Source organism: Streptomyces albus subsp. albus (genome assembly GCF_000725885.1).
Taxonomy (GTDB): Bacteria; Actinomycetota; Actinomycetes; order Streptomycetales; family Streptomycetaceae; genus Streptomyces; species Streptomyces albus.
This window is the reverse complement of record NZ_JODR01000028.1, coordinates 48,322-66,565: the sequence shown is the minus strand read 5'-3', so window position 1 is coordinate 66,565 and position 18,244 is coordinate 48,322. Positions and strand designations below refer to the sequence as shown.

Sequence of the window (18,244 nt, the reverse complement as noted above, 5' to 3'; positions counted from 1 at the left end):
CGAACTCCCCCGTCGCACAAAGATCACGTGCGACGACGCAGTGTATCGAGTAGCACGGCGAGTGCGATGACGACCCCGATAACAACTTGCTGCCAGAAAGCGGAAACGTCGAGAAGGTTGAGTCCATTGCGCAGAACAGCGAGGATGAGCGCGCCGATCAGCGTTCCGGAAGCCTTTCCGACACCCCCGGCGAGGCTGGCGCCACCGATCACGACGGCCGCGATCGCGTCCAGTTCGTAACCTGTGGCGGCGTTGGGCTGGGCCGAGGCGAGCCGGGAGGCCAGGACGATTCCGGCCACTGCGGCGAAGGTGCCCACCAGGGTGTAGATCACCAGCTTCTGGCGGCGGACCCGGATGCCGGACAGGTGCGCGGCCTCCTCGTTGCCGCCGATGGCGTACATCGCCCGGCCGCTGTAGGTGCGGGCCAGCACGACCGCGGCCACCAGGCCCATCAGCAGCATCACGATGACCGGCACCGGCAGCCACTCGCCGATGGTCTTGCCGATCCAGGACAGCGAGTCGGGCAGCAGCACCGGGTTGCCCTCGGAGACGACCTGCGCCAGACCGCGCGCGGCCGACAGCATGGCCAAGGTGGCGATGAACGGCGGCAGCTTGCCGTAGGAGATCAGTACACCGTTGAGCAGACCGCAGACGGTGCCGGTGAGGATGGCCAGGACGACGCCCAGGAAGTCCGGCATCCCCTGGGTGGTGGTGAACCAGCCGAGCATCACGCCGGAGAAGGCGGCCACCGAGCCGACGGACAGGTCGATGCCGCCGGAGACGATGGCGAAGGTGACACCGAAGGCGAGGATCGCGGTGACCGCCGCCTGCACACCCACGTTCAGCAGGTTCGTGGTGGTGAGGAAGTCACCCGACATGATCGCGAGGATCACGACGAGGACGACCAGCGCGCTCAGCGCGCCGTTGTCCAGCAGGATGCGGCGTACGACCTGCGGCGGCCCGCCGCCGCCGGGGCGCTTGTCCAGGCGGTGACCCGGCTGCGTGTCAATGGCCACGGGGAGAGTCCTCCATCTCGCTCGTTCCTGGCGCGGAGGTGCCGACGGCCAGGGCCATGACGGCGTCCTGGGTCGCTTCCCGCGCGGTCAGTTCGCCGGCGATCCGGCCCTGGGACATCACCAGGATCCGGTCGCTCATGCCCAGCACCTCGGGGAGGTCGCTGGAGATCATCAGCACCGCGTGGCCCGAGGCCGTCAGCTCGTTGATGAGCTGGTAGATCTCGACCTTGGCGCCCACGTCGATGCCGCGGGTGGGTTCGTCGAGGATCAGCACGCGGCTCTTGGCCAGCAGCCACTTGCCGATCACGACTTTCTGCTGGTTGCCGCCGGAGAGGGTGCGCACGTGCTGGTCGAGCCCGGCCATCCGCACCCCCAGCCGGTCGGCGATGCGGGCCGCCTCCTTGCGCAGGCCGCCGCGGTCCACCAGGCCGCCGCGGCTCGCCTCGCGCATGGTGACCAGCGCGAGGTTGTCGGCGACCGACGCCTCGGGCAGCAGGCCCTGGCCCTTGCGGTCCTCGGGGACCAGCCCGAGCCCGGCCGTGTGGGAGGCCCACACGTCGCCGCCGGGCAGTTGCCGGCCGGCCACCTCGACGCGGCCGGCGTCGTAGGGGTCGGCGCCGAAGACGGCGCGGACGACCTCGGTGCGGCCCGCGCCGACCAGGCCGGCGATGCCGACGACCTCACCGGCGCGTACCTCGAAGCTGACGTCCTCGAAGACGCCCTGCTTGCGCAGTCCGCTCACCCGCAGCAGCGGCGCGGAACCGGCGTCCGCGTCGGCCTTGCCCCGCTCGCGCGGGTACTGCTGCGCGATGTCGCGGCCCACCATCAGCCGGACCAGGTCGTCCTCGGGGGTGTCGGCCGGGACCTGGCCGACACTGCGGCCGTCCCGCAGCACCGTGACCCGGTCGCCGATGGCGGGGATCTCCTCCAGGTGGTGGGTGATGAAGACGATGCCCACCCCGTCGGAGCGCAGCTTGCGGACGATGGCGAAGAGCCGGGCGACCTCCTCGGAGGTGAGCACCGCGGTCGGCTCGTCCATGATCAGCACGCGGGTGCGGAGGCTGAGCGCCTTGGCGATCTCCACCATCTGGCGGCCGGCGATGCCCAGCTCGCCGACCGGGGTGCGCGGCGAGGCGGTGACGCCCACCCGGTCCAGCAGCACCTTGGCGTCGGCTTCCATCTTCTTGCGGTCGACGATGCCCAGGCGGCGCGGCTGGCGGCCCAGGAAGATGTTCTCCGCGACGGAGAGCTGCGGCACCAGGTTGAACTCCTGGTGGATGGTGGCGATGCCCAGTTTCTCGGCGGCCTCGGCACCGGAGATGCGCACGGGCTTGCCGTCGCGCAGGACCCGCCCGGCGTCGGCGCGGTAGGCACCGGAGAGCACCTTGATCAGGGTGCTCTTGCCGGCGCCGTTCTCGCCCAGCAGGACGTGGACCTCACCGGCGCGCAGATCGAAGTCGACGCCGTCCAGGGCGACCACGCCGGGAAAGGTCTTGCGGATGCCCTCCGTGCGCAGCAACTCCCGTGCCGGGGGCGGGTCTGGGGTGGTCAACGGCGCGTCCTTTCGTCTTCGCCGCAGGAGCGGCGCGCTATGAGGTGGGCGGAGAGGGTGACGGAGCCGGCGCTCCGGCCCTCCACCAGATCGGTGAGAGCGGCGACCGCGCGGTGGCCCAGTTCCTGGGTGGGCTGGGCGATCGCGGTGATCGGCGGGTCGGTGTGGAGGAACCAGGGGATGTCGTCGAAGGCGGCCAGCGACACGTCGTCGGGCACGCGCAGTCCGAGGGTGCGCAGTTGTTCCATGACGCCGAGGGCCATCAGGTTGTCCGTCGCGAAGACGGCGTCCGGCGGCTCGGGCAGGGAGAAGAACTCACTGGTCGCGCGCCTGCCGCTGGCGGTCTGGAAGTCGCCCTGGCCGATGTAGTGGTCGGGCAGCGGGAGGCCCACCTCGGCGAGTGCGGCGCGGAAGGCGGCCAGCCGTTCGTTGCTGGTGGTGCTGGCGACGGGGCCGGTGATGATGGCGAGCCTGCGGTGGCCGAGGCGGTGCAGGTGGGTGACCAGGTCGCGGACGGCGCGGGTGCCGTCGGTGCGGACGACGGGGACGTCGAGGCCCTCGATCCACCGGTCGACGAAGACCATCGGGATGCCGGCGAGGGCGGCCTCGCGCAGGGCGACGGAGTCGCCCTCGGCGGGGGAGACCAGCAGCCCGTCTATCCGGCGGTCGAGCAGGGTGCGCACGTGGTGGTCCTGGAGCGCGAGCTGCTCGTCGGCGTTGCCGATGATGACGCTGTAGCCCCGGCCGCGTGCCTCGTCCTCGACGGCCCGCGCCAGCTCGGTGAAGAAAGGATTCAGCACGTCGCTGATGACCAGCCCGAGGGTGCGCGTCTGGTCCGTGCGCAGCGACCGCGCCAGGGTGTTGGGGCGGTAGCTCAGCTCGGAGACGGCTCTCAGTACGCGGGCCCGGGTCTCCTCGCGGACGCCGCTGTGGTCGTTGAGGACGCGCGAGACCGTGGCCACGGAGACGCCTGCGCGTGCCGCGACGTCCTTGATGCCTGCCATTGCCGTGCCGGTTTCCAAAGCTGGGACAACTGGGGACGAAATACGGGGAGAAGGGAGCGAAATGCTTCCGCGCGCCCGGCACTTCGGCAGCGCCGCGCCGCGCTTGGAAACGATTACATCGGTCATGGAATGTGATCCGTCCGCGCCGGCGCAAGTTGCGGACGAGGCCGATGCGGGATCGTGATGTTGCGCGTGCAACCGCAACTACGCGGGTAGCGGGAGCACTTCCACACGGTTGCGCGGAGATGTCCACAGGGCTGCGCGGGCTGTCGCGTCCCCCCGTTACCGTCTGCGGTATGACGTACCAGCCTGCGGTGCTCGAAGGGGTGCTGGAACGCATCACCTACGCCAACGAGGACAACGGGTACACGGTGGCCCGGGTGGACACCGGCCGGGGCGGCGGCGAACTGCTCACCGTCGTCGGCGCGTTGCTCGGCGCCCAGGCGGGGGAGTCGCTGCGCATGGAGGGCCGCTGGGGCTCCCACCCGCAGTACGGGCGCCAGTTCCACGTGGACAACTACGTCACGGTGCTGCCCGCCACCGTCCAGGGCATCCGCCGCTACCTGGGCTCCGGGCTCGTCAAGGGCGTCGGCCCGCGCATCGCGGACCGCATCACCGGCCACTTCGGCACCGACACGCTGCGGATCATCGAGGAGGAGCCGAAGCGGCTCATCGAGGTCCCCGGGCTGGGACCCAAGCGCACCAAGCTGATCGCCGCCGCGTGGGAGGAACAGAAGGCCATCAAGGAGGTGATGGTCTTCCTCCAGGGGGTCGGCGTCTCCACCTCCGTCGCCGTGCGGATCTACAAGCAGTACGGCGACGCCTCCATCTCCGTGGTGCGCGGCAACCCCTACCGGCTGGCGGCCGACGTGTGGGGCATCGGCTTCCTGACCGCCGACCGCATCGCCCAGTCCGTCGGCATCCCGCACGACAGCCCCGAGCGGGTCAAAGCCGGGCTGCGGCACGCCCTGTCGCAGTCCTCCGACCAGGGGCACTGCTATCTGCCCGAGGAGCGGCTGATCTCCGACGCCGTCAAGCTGCTCCAGGTGGACACCGGGCTGGTCATCGACTGCCTCGCGGAGTTGGCGCAGGACGAGGAGGGCGGCGTCGTCAGGGAGCCGGTGCCCGATCCCGACGACCCCGCGAGCCGGCTGACCGCGGTGTATCTGGTGCCCTTCCACCGGGCGGAGGCGGCGCTGGCGGCCCAGCTCAAACGGCTGCTGCGCGCTCCGGAGGACCGGCTGGCCGCCTTCCAGGACGTGGCCTGGGACAAGGCGCTGGGCTGGCTGGCCTCCCGTACGGGGGCGCGGCTGGCCCCGGAGCAGGAGGCCGCGGTCCGGCTGGCGCTGACCAGCAAGGTGGCGGTGCTCACGGGCGGTCCGGGCTGCGGCAAGTCCTTCACGGTGCGCTCGGTGGTGGAGCTGGCCCGCGCCAAGCGGGCGCGGGTGCTGCTGGCGGCGCCGACCGGGCGGGCCGCCAAGCGGCTGGCGGAGCTGACCGGTGCGGAGGCGTCCACCGTGCACCGGCTGCTGGAGCTGAAGCCGGGAGGGGACGCGGCCTGGGACCGGGACCGTCCGCTGGAGGCGGATCTGGTGGTGGTGGACGAGGCGTCGATGCTCGATCTGCTGCTGGCCAACAAGCTGATCAAGGCGGTGCCGCCGGGTGCGCATCTGCTGCTGGTGGGGGATGTGGACCAGTTGCCGTCGGTGGGCGCGGGCGAGGTGCTGCGGGATCTGCTCGCCGAGGGCGGGCCGGTGCCGGCGGTGCGGCTCAAGCGGATCTTCCGGCAGGCGCAGCAGTCGGGGGTGGTGACGAACGCGCACCGGATCAACTCCGGTGCGCCGCCGCTGACACAGGGGCTGGAGGACTTCTTCCTGTTCGTGGAGGAGGACACCGAGGCGGCGGGGGCGCTGACGGTGGATGTGGCCGCCCGGCGCATCCCGGCGCGGTTCGGGCTGGACGCGCGGCGGGACGTGCAGGTGCTGGCCCCCATGCACCGCGGTCCGGCGGGGGCGGGTGCCCTCAACGGGCTGCTCCAGCAGGCGATCACCCCGGCGCGGCCGGGGCTGCCCGAGAAGCGGTTCGGGGGCCGGGTCTTCCGGGTGGGGGACAAGGTCACCCAGATCAGGAACAACTACGAGAAGGGTGCGAACGGCGTCTTCAACGGCACGGTGGGCGTCGTCACCGCTCTGGACGCGGACGAGCACCGGCTGACGGTGCGCACGGACGAGGACGAGGAGATCGGGTACGACTTCGACGAGCTGGACGAGCTGTCCCACGCCTACGCCGTGACCATCCACCGCTCGCAGGGCAGCGAGTACCCGGCGGTGGTGATTCCGGTCACCACGGGCGCTTGGATGATGCTCCAACGGAATCTGCTGTACACGGCGGTGACGCGAGCCAAGAGGCTGGTGGTGCTGGTGGGCTCACGACGGGCACTCGGACAGGCGGTGCGCACGGTCTCGGCCGGCCGGCGCTGCACCGCACTCGATCACCGGCTGCGCGGTGCGGTACCCGTCCCGGGAGGCGGGATGGCTCCCGGGGGGTGACCATGACGGCCAGGAGGGTGCAGGATAGCCGGATAGGCGGCACTCCGTGCCACCATGGAGCCCTCTGGCTGACCCCCAGTGCACCGCACGGCGCTGGATAAGGGAGAGTGGAAGTAGTCAGGGCACCTCGAAGAAGAGGCACTACGTCGGTGAGGGATGACGTGAGCGAACACCGCGACAGCGAGAACTCCGTAGTAATCCGCTACGGGGACGGCGAGTACAGCTACCCGGTCGTCGACAGCACGGTGGGCGACCGTGGCGTCGACATCGGCAAGCTGCGTGCCCAGACCGGTCTGGTGACCCTGGACTCGGGATACGGCAACACCGCTGCCTACAAGTCCGCCATCACCTACCTCGACGGTGAGCGGGGCATCCTGCGCTACCGCGGCTATCCCATCGAGCAGCTCGCGGAGCGGGGCACCTTCCTGGAGACCGCCTACCTGCTCATCAACGGTGAGCTGCCCACCGTCGACCAGCTCAGCGCGTTCCGGAACGAGATCACCCAGCACACGCTGCTGCACGAGGACGTCAAACGGTTCTACGACGGCTTCCCGAGCGACGCCCACCCGATGGCGATGCTCTCCTCCGTCGTCAGCGCGCTGTCCACCTTCTACCAGGACAGCCACAACCCGTTCGACGAGGAGCAGCGGCACCTGTCGACCATAAGGCTGCTGGCCAAGCTGCCGACGATCGCCGCGTACGCGTACAAGAAGGCCATCGGCCACCCGGTCGTCTACCCGAGCAACGACCTGGGCTACGTCGAGAACTTCCTGCGGATGACCTTCTCGGTCCCGGCCGCCGAGTACGAGCTGGACCCGGTGGTGGTCAACGCCCTGGACAAGCTGCTGATCCTGCACGCCGACCACGAGCAGAACTGCTCGACCTCCACCGTCCGGCTGGTGGGCTCCTCGCAGGCGAACATGTTCGCCTCGATCTCCGCGGGCATCAACGCGCTGTGGGGCCCGCTGCACGGCGGCGCCAACCAGAGTGTGCTGGAGATGCTCCAGCGCATCCAGGCCGAGGGCGGCGACGTCGACACCTTCATCCGCAAGGTGAAGAACAAGGAGGACGGCGTCAAGCTGATGGGCTTCGGCCACCGGGTCTACAAGAACTTCGACCCCCGGGCCAAGATCATCAAGGCGGCGGCGCACGATGTGCTCTCCGCGCTCGGCAAGAGCGACGAGCTGCTGGACATCGCGCTGCGGCTGGAGGAGCACGCGCTGTCCGACGACTACTTCGTCGAGCGCAAGCTCTACCCGAACGTGGACTTCTACACCGGCCTGATCTACCGCGCGATGGGCTTCCCGACCAGCATGTTCACCGTGCTGTTCGCGCTGGGCCGGCTGCCGGGCTGGATCGCCCAGTGGCACGAGATGATCAAGGAGCCGAACTCCCGCATCGGCCGTCCGCGGCAGGTCTACACCGGTGTGGTCGAGCGCGACTACGTGCCGGTCGAGGAGCGCTGAGCGGTCCGACGCGGCGTCCCCGCCCCGCCTGCCCGAGGCCCCGGTCCCGATGGACCGGGGCCTTCCGCTTGTGCGGTTCGCGTGCGCATCGGCGGAATTCACCCCTCCGTTTGTGGAGCTTGACGAAGAGACGTAGGTCACAGAAATTGGGGGGTAACCATAGGCAGGGTTCGTGGGTCTAACCGGGTGGCGTGGGCCTCCCGGCGGAGCCCTCGCCCTGCTTCGGATCCGTCTTGGGGGGCGGATGCGAGGTGAAGGAACGGTGAACGCGCCCGGGGAGCTTTGAGCGGCCCTCCCGACCGTGCGTCCACCCGAAGAGCGCCCGGCCAGGATCCCGTGGGGGGAATCCATGACCGGGATAGAGAAGCGCCCCGTCGACGGGCCCGTGGGGGGACTCGTGCGACGGGGCGCTTTTTGCCGTTCCCGGCTCCGGCACCCGTCGTGGTGACGGGCCGGGGTGCGGCGGTCAGGCCCGGCCCACCAGTTCGTAGCCGGCCTCGTCGACGGCCTCGCGCACGGCGGCGTCGTCCAGGTCGGCGGCCGAGGTGACGGTGACCTCGCCGGAGGCGGCCACGGCCTTCACCGAGGAGACGCCCTCGATCCTGGAGATCTCCTCGGTCACCGCGCCCTCGCAGTGGCCGCAGGTCATACCGGAAACCTTGTAGGTGGTCGTGACGGTGCTCATGGCCCACTCCTCGCTCTCGTACGGGATGCGGCCGGCCGGTGGCGGGTGGCCGCACGCGGGCCAGAATATACCCCTGCGGGGTATGTGCCAACCGAGGTCGGAGCCGTGCGCACCGGCCCCGGCGCCCGTCGCCGCCGGGCTGTCCGGGGCGGCCGGCGCCTCACCGGCCACCGCGGTGCCCCGGTCTGCGGGTGACCCACTCGCGGACGGTGTCCGCGAACCAGTAGGGCTTGCCCGCCTCCACCAGATCGGGCGACGGCAGCAGGCCGTGCTTCTTGTAGGAGCGCACGGTGTCGGGCTTGACGCCGATGTGCGCGGCGATCTCCTTGTACGACCAGAGCCGCTGGTCGGTCATCTCTCGCACCTCCCGGATTGGCCGGCGGGGGGCCGGTCCCGTGGTCGGTCTCCGGTGAAACGAGGCGGGGCGAGTGGTGGCAGGGGGCTGTCGGCGGGCTGTGACAGTCGGCCGGTGGAACCGTGACATTGCCTGAGCCCGCCCCGAGGCCGGGCCGGGGCCAGGTCATGATGTAAGGACAAAGCATTGACAGTCGTCTCCGGGCCGACGGACGATGTGCCGGGCAGCAGCCCCGGGGGCGGGGGTTGGGCGCAGGGGCCGCGAGGGAGCGCGAGGGAGCGCGAGGGAGAGGGGACCGGAGCCATGACCGAGCCGCACGACGTGGTCACCATGGGCCGGATCGGGGTGGACATCTACCCGCTGCGCACCGGGGTGCCGCTCCAGCACGTCGAGACCTTCGGCAGGTTCCTCGGCGGCTCCGCCACCAACGTGGCCGTGGCCGCCGCCCGGCTGGGCCGCACCAGCGCGGTGATCACCCGCACGGGCGATGATCCGTTCGGCAGCTACTGCCGGGAGGCGCTGCGCGGCTTCGGTGTGGACGACCGCTGGGTGAGCGCCGTGGGGGCGTACCCCACTCCGGTGACGTTCTGCGAGATCTTCCCGCCCGACGACTTCCCCCTCTACTTCTACCGGCAGCCCAAGGCGCCGGATCTCGAACTGCGCGCCGACGAGCTCGACCTGGCCGGGATCGCCGCCGCCCGCATCTTCTGGATGACCGGCACCGGGCTGTGCGAGCAGCCCAGCCGGGACGCCACCCTCGCCGCGCTCGCCGCCCGCGACGCCGGGCGCGGACGGAGCGTCGCCACCGTCTTCGACCTGGACTGGCGGCCCATGTTCTGGGGCGCGGGCCGCGACGGGCAGCTGACCGAGGACGAGGCGGCCGAGGCGGCGCGGCCCCACTACCGGGCGGCCCTCGCCCACGCCACCGTCGCCGTCGGCAACCTCGCGGAGTGCGCCGTGGCCACCGGTGCCCGCGAGCCGCACGCCTGCGCCGAGGCCCTGCTGGCGGCGGGCGCCGAGCTGGCCGTCGTCAAACAGGGGCCCAAGGGGGTGCTGGCGGTCCGCGCGGACGGCACCGTCGCCGAGGTGCCCCCGCATCCGGTGGAGGTCGTCAACGGGCTGGGCGCGGGTGACGCGTTCGGCGGCGCGCTGTGCCACGGGCTGCTGGCCGGCTGGGAGTTGGAGCGGGTCATGCGGTACGCGAACGCGGCGGGGGCACTGGTCGCCTCCCGGCTGGCCTGCTCCTCCGCGATGCCCACGCCGCAGCAGGTCGAGGAGTTGCTGCGCTCCTGAGCCGTCCCGCGCGGGAGCCGCTGTCCTCCCCGCCGCCGTCCGGGCCGATCCCGCCCCGCCCGCCGTCGAAAGCGAGCCCGCCGTGACCAGCACCCGCATCAGCATCGCCGAGCTGACGTCCGTGCGGATGCGGCATCCGGAGGCCATCGCCCAGGCTGCGGCGCGGCGGGCGCGCCGGCCGCTGGTGAGCGGCAGCGGACGGCTGTTGATCGTCGCCGCCGACCACCCGGCGCGCGGCGCGCTGGCCGTGGGCGACGACGCGCTCGCCATGGCCAACCGCGCCGAACTGCTGGAACGTCTCGTCCTGGCGCTCTCGCGGCCCGGGGTGGACGGGGTGCTGGCCACCGCCGACATCCTGGAGGATCTGCTGCTGCTCGGCGCACTGGAGCACAAGGTGGCGCTCGGCTCGATGAACCGGGGCGGACTGGCCGGCGCCGCCTTCGAGCTGGACGACCGCTTCACCGGGCACCGCGCCCAGGACATCGAGCGGCTGCGCTTCGACGGGGGCAAGCTGCTGCTGCGCATCGACTACGACGACCCGGGTTCGCTGCGCACCCTGCACGCCGCCTCCCGCGCCATCGACGAGATGGCCGCCCGCCGGCTGCCCGTCTTCGTCGAACCTTTCCTGACCGGCCGGGTGGACGGCAGGGTGACCAGCGATCTGAGCGGCCCGGCCGTCGCCCGCTCGGTGGCCATCGCCTCCGGACTGGGCGGCACCTCCGCCTACACCTGGCTGAAACTCCCGGTGACCGCCGACCCGGACGAGATGGCGTGGGTGTGCGAGTCCTCCACGCTGCCCGTCGTGCTGCTGGGCGGGGAGGCGGGAGGCGACCAGGAGGGCGTGTACGAGAAGTGGCGCAAGGCGCTCAGCCTGCCGACCGTGCGGGGGCTGGTCGTCGGGCGCTCCCTGCTCTACCCGGCCGACGGCGACGTGGGCGCGGCCGTGGACACCGCCGTCGGACTGCTGTGAAAGGGGCTGGTGACATGACGGTCGGCACATTCCATCTGCGGGCGGGCAAGGCCGCGTGCGGACCGTACGAACTGGAGATCACCCCGCCGGGTGCGGGCTGGGAGCACTCCTCGCTGCGGGTGCTGCGGCTGCCGCCCGGCGGGGAGCTGACGTTCGAGACGGGGGAGAGCGAATGGCTCGTGCTGCCGCTGTCGGGCGGCTGCACCGTGGAGGCGGAGGGCACCACGCTGCGGCTGCACGGCCGGGAGAGCGTCTTCGCGGCCGTCAGCGACTTCGCGTACGTGCCCAGGGACGCCCGGGTCCGCCTCAGCAGCGCGGCGGGCGGCCGGTTCGCGCTGCCGGGGGCCCGCTGCCGGCGGCGGCTGCCGGTGCGGTACGGCGCCGCCGGGGACGTGCCCGTCGAGTTGCGCGGGGCCGGCCAGTGCTCGCGGCAGGTCAACAACTTCGCGGCGGCGGACGTCTTCGAGGCGGACAAGCTGATCGCCGTGGAGGTGCTCACCCCCGGCGGCAACTGGTCGTCCTACCCGCCGCACAAGCACGACGAGCACCGGGAGGGCGTCGAGAGCGCGCTGGAGGAGATCTACTACTACGAGATCGCCCCGCACGGCGCGACGGATGGCTTCGGCTACCAGCGGGTCAGCCCCAGCGGTCACGGCACCGGCACCGATGTGCTCGCCGAGGTGCGCGGCGGCGACGCGGTGCTGATCCCGGACGGCTGGCACGGTCCCTCCATGGCGGCGCCCGGCCACGACATGTACTACCTGAACGTGATGGCCGGGCCGGGGGTGGATCGCGCGTGGCTTATCTGCGACCATCCAGATCACGCGTGGATTCGTGGCACGTGGGCCGAAACGCCTGTGGATCCAAGGCTTCCGCTGTACGAGGCGAAGGAATCCGCAGCTTCGGGCGGTTCGCTGCCGGGGCCGGTGGCGGCGCCGGGCGGCACGCGGGGCGACTCGTGGGGAAATTCGCGGGGAAACTCGCGGGAAAGGGGAGAGCGGTGACGACCGTCAGGCTGACCGTCGCACAGGCACTCGTGCGTTTCCTCGCCGCCCAGTACACCGAACGCGACGGGGAGCGCCACCGGCTCGTCGAAGCCTGCTGGGGCGTCTTCGGGCACGGCAACGTCGCCGGCCTCGGGCAGGCACTCGTCGAGAGCGGGCAGGGCCCCGGCGCGCCCCTGCCCTTCCTCCAGGGCCGTAACGAACAGGCCATGGTGCACGCCGCCGTCGGCTTCGCCCGCCGGCGCAACCGGCTGTCCACCCAGGCCGTCACCACCTCCATCGGTCCCGGCGCCACCAACCTGGTCACCGGCGCCGCCCTGGCCACCATCAACCGGCTGCCCGTCCTGCTGCTGCCCGGCGACGTGTTCGCCACCCGCGTCGCCGACCCGGTGCTCCAGCAGCTGGAGGTGCCGTACGCGGGCGACGTCTCCGTCAACGACGCGCTGCGGCCCGTCTCCCGCTACTTCGACCGGGTGCTGCGGCCCGAGGCGCTGATCCCCGCCGCGCTCGCCGCCGCCCGGGTGCTCACCGACCCGGCCGAGACGGGCGCCGTCACCCTCGCGCTGCCGCAGGACGTGCAGACGGAGGCCTACGACTGGCCCGAGGAGTTCTTCGCCGAACGGACCTGGCGCGTGCCCCGCCCGGCACCGGAGCCGTCCGTGCTGGCCGAGGCCGCCCAGGCGGTCCGCGCCGCCCGCCGTCCCCTCCTGGTGGCGGGCGGCGGCGTGAGGCACAGCGAGGCCCAGGAGGCGCTGGCGTCCTTCGCCGACGCGACGGGCATCCCGGTGGCGTCCACCCAGGCCGGCAAGGGCGCGCTGCGCTTCGACCACCCGTGCGACGTGGGCGGGATCGGCCACACCGGCACGGCCGTCGCCGACGAACTGGCCGGCAGCGCGGACCTCTTGATCGGCGTCGGCACCCGGTGGACCGACTTCACCACCGCCTCCGGCACCCTCTTCGCCCCCGGCGCCCGGTTCCTCAACGTCAACATCGCCGCCTTCGACAGCCACAAGATGGGCGCGCTCGGCGTCGTCGCCGACGCGCGGGCCGCGCTGGAGGCGCTGACCGGTGCGCTGCGCGGCCACCGCGTGGTGCCCGACTACGAGACCGAGTACGCCCGCGGCAAGGAGGCGTGGGACCGCGTCGTCGCCGAGGCGTTCGCCCCGCACCCGTTCGACGAGACGGCCCGGCCCTCCCAGACGCAGGTGCTCGGCGCCCTCGACGCCGTCGTCGGGGACGAGGACGTGGTCATCAACGCCGCCGGGTCGATGCCCGGCGACCTGCACAAGCTGTGGCGGGCCCGCTCGCCGCACCAGTACCACGTCGAGTACGGCTACTCCTGCATGGGCTACGAGATTCCCGCCGCCATCGGGGTGCGGATGGCCGCGCCCGGCAACCCGGTGTGGGCGCTGGTGGGCGACGGCACCTATCTGATGCTGCCCACCGAGATCGTCACCGCCGTCCAGGAGGGCATCGACATCAACGTCGTGCTGGTGCAGAACCACGGCTACGCCTCCATCGGCGGGCTCTCCGAGCAGACCGGCGCCGAACGGTTCGGCACCGCCTACCGGTTCCGCGACGCCGACGGCGGCTACACCGGGGCGCCGCTGCCCGTCGATCTGGCCGCCAACGCCGCCTCACTGGGCATGGACGTCCACCGGGCCGCCACCTGGGGCGAGTTGCGGGAGGCGCTGGCCGCGGCCCGCGCCTCCGACCGGCCCACCTGCGTCCACGTCGAGACCGACCCCGACCCGGACGTGCCCCCGCCCGGCCCCCAGGCGTGGTGGGACGTGGCGGTCGCCGAGACCTCGCAGCGGCCGGCCGCCCGCGCGGCCCGCGCCGCGTACGAGCGCCGCCGCGCAGGCCGGCGGCGCCATCTGTGACAGCCCCGCGACGAGGCTCCGCGTGAGCCGGCAGCACCCCCGTTGAGAAAGGTCCCAGCCCATGAAGACCCTCGGCCACTGGATCGGCAACAAGCCGGTCGAGTCCACCTCCGGCCGGTTCGGCCCCGTCCACAACCCGGCCACCGGCGCCCAGCCCACCCGGGTGGCCCTCGCCTCGGTCGAGGAGGTGGACACGGCGGTCGCCGCCGCCAAGGCCGCCTACGCCGAGTGGTCGCAGACCTCGCTGGCCCGGCGCACCGCCTTCCTCTTCTCCTACCGGGCGCTGCTGGACGCCCACCGCGACGAGCTGGCCGAGCTGATCACCGCCGAGCACGGCAAGGTGCACTCCGACGCGCTGGGCGAGGTCGCGCGGGGCATGGAGATCGTGGAGCTGGCCTGCGGCATCCCGGAGAAGCTCAAGGGCGAGCTGTCCACCCAGGTCTCCACGCGGGTGGACGTGGCGGCCATCCGGCAGCCGGTCGGTGTCGTCGCGGGCATCTCCCCGTTCAACTTCCCCGCCATGGTGCCGATGTGGATGTTCCCGCTGGCCATCGCCTGCGGGAACACCTTCGTCCTCAAGCCCAGCGAGAAGGACCCCTCGGCCGCCTACCGGCTCGCCGAGCTGGCCGCCGAGGCGGGGCTGCCCGAGGGCGTCCTCAACGTCGTCAACGGTGACAAGGCGGCCGTCGACCGGCTGCTGGCCCACCCGGACGTGGCCGCGGTCTCCTTCGTCGGCTCCACCCCCATCGCCAAGTACGTCCAGGCGGAGGCCACCGCGCACGGCAAGCGCGTCCAGGCGCTGGGCGGCGCCAAGAACCACATGATGGTGCTGCCCGACGCCGACCTCGACCACGCGGCCGACAACGCCATCAACGCCGCCTACGGCTCGGCCGGCGAGCGCTGCATGGCCGTCTCCGTCGTGGTGGCCGTCGGCGACACCGGCGACGAACTCGTCGCCAAGATCGCCGAGCGGGCCCGTGCCCTGCGCATCGGCCCCGGCGACGACCCGGCCAGCGAGATGGGCCCGCTCATCACCCGCGAGCACCGCGACAAGGTCGCCTCCTACGTCTCGGGCGCCGCCGCCCAGGGCGCCGAGGTCGTCGTGGACGGCACCGGCCACACGGTCGAGGGCCACGAGAACGGTTTCTTCATCGGCGTCTCCCTCCTCGACAAGGTCAAGCCGGGCATGGCCGCCTACGACGACGAGATCTTCGGCCCCGTGCTGTGCGTGGTGCGGGCCGAGACCTACGACGAGGCCATCGCCCTCATCAACTCCAGCAAGTGGGGCAACGGCACCGCCATCTTCACCCGCGACGGCGGCGCCGCCCGCCGCTTCCAGCTGGAGGTGGAGGCCGGCATGGTCGGCGTCAACGTGCCCATCCCCGTGCCGGTCGGCTACCACTCCTTCGGCGGCTGGAAGCAGAGCCTCTTCGGCGACCTGCACGTCTACGGCAACGACGGCGTGCAGTTCTACACCCGCGGCAAGGTCATCACCACCCGCTGGCCCGACCCCGCCGACAGCGCCGGCATCAACCTCGGCTTCCCGAGCAACCACTGACCGGGCGAAGGCCCGGCCCGCACCCCGCCGCCCTCCCGCCCGGAGGGCGGCGGGGCGCTGTCTGCTGTGCCCCGTCTGCCCCTCTTTGAATTCTTTCTCGATAGGCTCGATCGCATGCTCGGGTACTTGAAGGCCGCACCTTTGCCCTGGCTCCGGGCGCTCAAGGAGACCGCCCGCTCGGGGCTCACCGTGGAGCGCGCCTCGCTGACACCGCTGCTCGCGGTACGGGGCGCCTGCGGTGTCGGCATCGTCGTCGCACTGGCACTGCTGATCGGCACACCGCAACTCGCCGTCTCCAGCGCCTTCGGCGCCTTCGCCTCCGGCATCGCCACCTTCCAGCGCAGCTGGCGGCCCCGGCCCGTGCTCGCCCTGGCCGCCTCCGCCGGGCTGGCCGTCTCCACCTTCCTCGGCTATCTGCTGGTGGGCTGGCCGTGGGCGTTCGTGATGCTGCTCGCCCTGTGGGCGTTCCTGGCCGGCATGGCCTGGGGGATAGGGCCCACCTCCGGGGTGGTGGCCGCCTTCAACATCACCGTCATGCTCATCACCGTCCACCTGCCCACCTCCGTCGTCGGCGCGCTCGGCCACGCCGCGCTCATCGCCGCCGGCGGGGTGGTGCAGGCCGGACTCATCGTGCTCTTCCCCATCCGGCCCTGGGGCGAGCGCCGCGAAGCCCTCGCCGACGCGCTGGCCGGGGTCGCCGACTACGCCCGCCGGCTGCGGCACGACCCGATGGCGCCCTTCGACCCCGAACCCCTGATCGAGGCCCGCAGCGCCGCCGCCGTCACCCCGCGCCAGGCCCGGCGCCGGCCCCGCCAGCTGCACGGCTACCGGGCCCTGGCCGAACGCTTCCGGCCCGTCCTGGCCTCCCTCGCCGACCCCGTGGTCGGCGGCGCCCCCATGGTCGGACCCGAACGCGACCGGGTCCGCGAACTGCTGGCCGCCGCCGCCACCGTGCTGGACGCCACCGCCCGCGCCATCCGCCGCGGCGAACGCGTGCGCCTGCCCGACCAGGCCCTCGACGTCCTCCAAGTCCCCAAGAGCGGCCCCGTGCTGTCCGGACCGGCCCGCCGCGCCGCGCTCCGGCTCATCGCCCTCACCGACGACGCCGTCGAAGCCGCCCAGGAACCCGTCGAGGTCACCCGCGGCGGGCTGTGGGGCCGCGTCACCTGGCACGTGGCCGACCGCCAGGGTCACCGGCCCGGCTTCCCCGGCCGCGAACGCACCGCCGACGCCAGCCTCGACGGCCCCTACGGACCCGACCCCGAGGACCTGGCCGCCGAGGAGTCCGAGGCCGCCCGCCTGGAGGAGAGCAAGGCCGCGGGCGGCAAGCACACCCCGGCCGCCGGGCACGCGCTCGCCCGCGAACGCCACCTCCACATGCCCACCCTCGCCGGGCTGGTCCCCGTCGCCCTGCGCACCCTGCGCCGCGAACTCCACTGGACCTCGCCCATCCTGCGGCACGCGCTGCGGGTCAGCGCCGTCGCCTCCGTCGGCTACCTCATCGGCAACGCCCTGCCGCCCGCCCACGGCTACTGGGTGCCGCTGACCGCCGCGATGGTGCTGCGGCCCGACTTCTCCCGCACCTACGAACGCGGCATCGGCCGCTTCGTCGGCACCCTGCTGGGCGTCGCCGTCGCCGGCACGGTGATGGCCCTGGCGAGCCCCGGCCCCTATCTGAGCGCCGTCCTCGCCGTCGTCTCCGTCTGCTGCCAGTACCTGCTGATGCGCACCGGGTACGCCATCGCCTCCCTGTGCACCGGCGCGTACGTCGTCTTCCTGCTGGGCATCCTGGGCGCCGACTGGTACCAGACGGCCTACGAACGCGTCGGCCTCACCGCCCTCGGCGGCGTGCTCGCCATGCTCAGCTACGCCCTCTTCCCCGCCTGGGAGACCCCGCTGCTGCGGGACCGGCTCGCCGACTGGCTCGCCGCCACCGGGCGGTACGCCATCGCCGTCATGGACGCCTTCGCCCAGCCCGCCGAACGCGCCCCCCGCCAGGTGCGGGAAGCCCTCCTGGACTCCCGCGCCGCCCGCCAGGACTGGGAACAGAGCATCAGCCGCGCCGAGGCCGAACCCGTCCGCCACCACGGCACCCTCTCCCCGCTCTCCCGCCGCTCCGCGGGCGAGGCCCAGTCCGCACTGGTCACCCTCGGCCGCGCCACCATGCTGCTGGAGGCGCACCTGCCCGAACGGGACGCCGCCCCCGACGCCGGCGCCGCCGACTTCTCCGCCGCACTGGCGCCCGCCGTCTCCGCCGCGGTCACCGCCATCCGGCGCAGCGAACCCCTCGAACTCGGCGCCGTCCACGAGGCCCTGGCCCGCTGGTGGGACCAGGCCGAGCACCCGCCGCCCGTCGCCCTGCGCACCGCGGAACTCCTCACCGACGCGCTGGACGACCTCGCCCAGGCGGTCACCCCCGCCACCCGGCGCGGCGGCAAGGAGCGCCGGGCGGCGCGCGACGAGACCGGCACGGCCGAGCCACCCGTGTGAGGGCTTCACGGCACGGGTGACGGCCCGCCCGGGCTGCGCCCGGCGACCCGGCGCAACTGGTCGCCGTAGCGGTACAGCATCAGCGGCGGGCCCTCGTCGCCCGCGTCGACCAGCACCCGGTAGAGGAACGGCGCCGGGCCGGTCACCCGCACGACCGTGCCCGCCTTGCCCGTCCTCTCGTCCCGCACCCGGTCGCCCTCGCGCCACACGTCACACGCTCCGCAGCGTGCGATGTTCGGCGTCGCTGTGTTTGCGCCGCAGATGTGCGGCGTACAGCGCCTCCAGATCGGCGCGGGGTTGCGGATCCCCCGCCGCGCGGTTGATCTGTGTCCGGTACCACTCGCAGTCGTGGCAGGATCCCGCTTCCATGTGGGCCTCTTCCCGCGGTTCTTTCGTTCCTGCCTCCAGGATCGGTCACC

Annotated in this window: 15 protein-coding genes; 8 read left to right on the top strand and 7 right to left on the bottom strand. The window is 72.5% G+C overall.

Annotation, left to right across the window (positions count from 1 at the left end; all coding sequences use genetic code 11):
* Positions 1-23: 23 nt before the first annotated feature.
* The 3 genes from IO40_RS39935 to IO40_RS0127660 are packed head-to-tail and all read right to left on the bottom strand — an operon-like array spanning position 24 to position 3,572.
* Complete coding sequence (locus tag IO40_RS39935) at positions 24-1,016, bottom strand: ABC transporter permease (RefSeq protein ID WP_031176332.1); 993 nt, start codon at positions 1,014-1,016, stop codon at positions 24-26.
* Positions 1,006-2,568, bottom strand: a complete 1,563-nt coding sequence (locus IO40_RS0127665; protein ID WP_016469091.1) for a sugar ABC transporter ATP-binding protein — start codon at positions 2,566-2,568, stop codon at positions 1,006-1,008. Before IO40_RS0127665 ends, IO40_RS39935 begins: the two co-directional genes overlap by 11 nt.
* Positions 2,565-3,572: a LacI family DNA-binding transcriptional regulator gene (locus IO40_RS0127660; protein WP_016469090.1), complete on the bottom strand. Its 1,008-nt coding sequence runs from the start codon at positions 3,570-3,572 to the stop codon at positions 2,565-2,567. The genes IO40_RS0127665 and IO40_RS0127660 overlap by 4 nt, the downstream gene beginning before the upstream one ends.
* 296 nt (positions 3,573-3,868) lie before the next feature.
* Here IO40_RS0127660 and recD2 point away from each other — a divergent pair, with 296 nt between their 5' ends.
* Positions 3,869-6,121: an SF1B family DNA helicase RecD2 gene (recD2, locus tag IO40_RS0127655; protein ID WP_033229902.1), complete on the top strand. Its 2,253-nt coding sequence runs from the start codon at positions 3,869-3,871 to the stop codon at positions 6,119-6,121.
* A gap of 149 nt (positions 6,122-6,270) precedes the next feature.
* Positions 6,271-7,587, top strand: coding sequence for a citrate synthase (locus IO40_RS0127650; protein ID WP_016469088.1), 1,317 nt, complete (start codon positions 6,271-6,273; stop codon positions 7,585-7,587).
* Positions 7,588-8,053: 466 nt separating this feature from the next.
* Here IO40_RS0127650 and IO40_RS0127645 read toward each other — a convergent pair whose 3' ends face one another.
* Both IO40_RS0127645 and IO40_RS0127640 read right to left on the bottom strand, forming a co-directional pair.
* Positions 8,054-8,272, bottom strand: coding sequence for a heavy-metal-associated domain-containing protein (locus tag IO40_RS0127645; RefSeq protein WP_016469087.1), 219 nt, complete (start codon positions 8,270-8,272; stop codon positions 8,054-8,056).
* A 160-nt stretch (positions 8,273-8,432) separates the two neighbouring features.
* Positions 8,433-8,627 (bottom strand): helix-turn-helix transcriptional regulator, encoded by a 195-nt coding sequence (locus IO40_RS0127640; RefSeq protein ID WP_016469086.1) that lies wholly within the window; start codon positions 8,625-8,627, stop codon positions 8,433-8,435.
* Between the two features lie 303 nt (positions 8,628-8,930).
* On the opposite strand from IO40_RS0127640, the gene iolC reads away from it, so the two are divergent.
* The 6 genes from iolC (at position 8,931) to IO40_RS0127610 (ending at position 17,825) form a co-directional block, all read left to right on the top strand.
* The gene (iolC, locus tag IO40_RS0127635) at positions 8,931-9,920 is read left to right on the top strand and encodes a 5-dehydro-2-deoxygluconokinase (RefSeq protein WP_016469085.1); all 990 of its coding nucleotides are present in this window, start codon (positions 8,931-8,933) and stop codon (positions 9,918-9,920) included.
* A gap of 127 nt (positions 9,921-10,047) precedes the next feature.
* Entirely contained in the window at positions 10,048-10,890 is an 843-nt protein-coding gene (locus IO40_RS0127630) for a Cgl0159 family (beta/alpha)8-fold protein (protein WP_041968837.1), read from the top strand.
* Positions 10,891-10,904: 14 nt separating this feature from the next.
* Positions 10,905-11,894 (top strand): 5-deoxy-glucuronate isomerase, encoded by a 990-nt coding sequence (iolB, locus tag IO40_RS0127625; protein WP_030407646.1) that lies wholly within the window; start codon positions 10,905-10,907, stop codon positions 11,892-11,894.
* Entirely contained in the window at positions 11,891-13,777 is a 1,887-nt protein-coding gene (gene iolD / locus IO40_RS0127620; protein ID WP_016469082.1) for a 3D-(3,5/4)-trihydroxycyclohexane-1,2-dione acylhydrolase (decyclizing), read from the top strand. Before iolB ends, iolD begins: the two co-directional genes overlap by 4 nt.
* A gap of 61 nt (positions 13,778-13,838) precedes the next feature.
* On the top strand, positions 13,839-15,335 hold the full coding sequence (locus IO40_RS0127615) for a CoA-acylating methylmalonate-semialdehyde dehydrogenase (RefSeq protein ID WP_016469081.1): 1,497 nt from the start codon (positions 13,839-13,841) through the stop codon (positions 15,333-15,335).
* 114 nt (positions 15,336-15,449) lie between these two features.
* A complete protein-coding gene (locus IO40_RS0127610; RefSeq protein WP_031176330.1) occupies positions 15,450-17,825 on the top strand; it encodes an FUSC family protein in 2,376 nt (791 codons plus the stop codon).
* A gap of 5 nt (positions 17,826-17,830) precedes the next feature.
* Here the strand turns inward: IO40_RS0127610 and IO40_RS0127605 are convergent, their stop codons facing one another.
* The gene (locus IO40_RS0127605) at positions 17,831-18,034 is read right to left on the bottom strand and encodes a hypothetical protein (RefSeq protein WP_016469079.1); all 204 of its coding nucleotides are present in this window, start codon (positions 18,032-18,034) and stop codon (positions 17,831-17,833) included.
* Between the two features lies 1 nt (position 18,035).
* On the bottom strand, positions 18,036-18,194 hold the full coding sequence (locus IO40_RS38080) for a hypothetical protein (RefSeq protein WP_164439536.1): 159 nt from the start codon (positions 18,192-18,194) through the stop codon (positions 18,036-18,038).
* Positions 18,195-18,244: the final 50 nt, after the last annotated feature.